General features: G+C 36.0%; 2 protein-coding genes. One reads left to right on the forward strand and one right to left on the reverse strand.

Going from position 1 to position 1132, the window contains the following annotated elements:
* A partial coding sequence (locus tag QMN76_RS10865) for a hypothetical protein (RefSeq protein WP_282066040.1) occupies nucleotides 1-468 on the reverse strand: 468 nt, incomplete at its 3' end.
* Between the two features lie 374 nt (nucleotides 469-842).
* Here QMN76_RS10865 and QMN76_RS10870 point away from each other — a divergent pair.
* Nucleotides 843-1016, forward strand: a complete 174-nt coding sequence (locus tag QMN76_RS10870) for a hypothetical protein (protein WP_282024339.1) — start codon at nucleotides 843-845, stop codon at nucleotides 1014-1016.
* Nucleotides 1017-1132 lie beyond the last annotated feature (116 nt).

Here is a 1132-nt window from a genome sequence, read left to right on the forward strand (position 1 = left end):
TTCTAATATTCTAACCATCAATTGATGCATTTTGTCTTGAGTTTCTGCGACTGTTTTACAATTAAATAGTTGCGGAGCCATCTCGGCAGGAATAGCCAAAAGGCGTGTTCTAATCGCACTGAGCTGTAAAGATAAGGCTGCCACTACATCTTCAATTTTAACAACGGTTCCACATTTTAAATCATAATCCAGTTCTTTAAGACGTGCCTCGTAACTGGTTTTATAAAGCTCTGCATCTTGAAGTGTTGGAAACACAGGCAAGGATGGATCAAAATCTGTTAGCAATAACCCAGCACTTTGAGACGCATGTGGTTTACTGGCCAGCCAAGAATTAAAAGAAGCAACTTCAATTTTCCCATTATTGTCAGAGACTATACGACCAACCTTAATATGTTTACGTAAAGCCGTTCGACTGATATTGGCTCGTCGTGAGGCTTCACTAATTGAAATATATTCAGAAGTGGTCATCGTTTAGATACTGGAACCTTTATGTGGAACTTTCAAACTATCGTGGAACCTAGATGGAACCTTTGCGATGGGGTTCCACCCTGTTACATATTGGAAACTCTAGGGCTGTAAGATTATAATAGGGTGGAACTGGAACCTCTAAAAAACCATTTGGCTAGGAATATATCAGGGTGCGAATTACCTGTAATGCAAATACCCCTATAGGAAGGACCCAAGGAAATACCAACATAGAATAACATGATCTTAAAATATGATGTATATCTGGAACAAATAGATTGACCAATTGTTAATTAGTAGTAACAATATAAGAAGATATCAACATGGATATCTAAAAAGCTTAATCAAACCTGTAATATTATATAAAGGAATCGATTATGAATAATGTAGAAATTAATAAAGAAAACTCCCTAAACGCAAATGCAATGAGAGAACTAACCACCACTGAAATACAAAATGTTGCTGGTGGTTTTGGTGGTTATGTCAGTTGGAATAATAAAGATGGTTTCCATGCTGGCGTATTTCTTGGTAAAAGACCAGGTAAAGGTTAATAACCAAATAAAACTCCCATTTTGTAATATATTAATATAGTTCTTACAAAAGTACAAGCCCCTTATTTATAAATCTTTCATAGCTTCTTCAAGCAAAATGAACGTAGAAAGCACCT

It is taken from the genome of Commensalibacter papalotli (ex Botero et al. 2024) (assembly GCF_947179115.1).
GTDB lineage: Bacteria > Pseudomonadota > Alphaproteobacteria > Acetobacterales > Acetobacteraceae > Commensalibacter > Commensalibacter papalotli.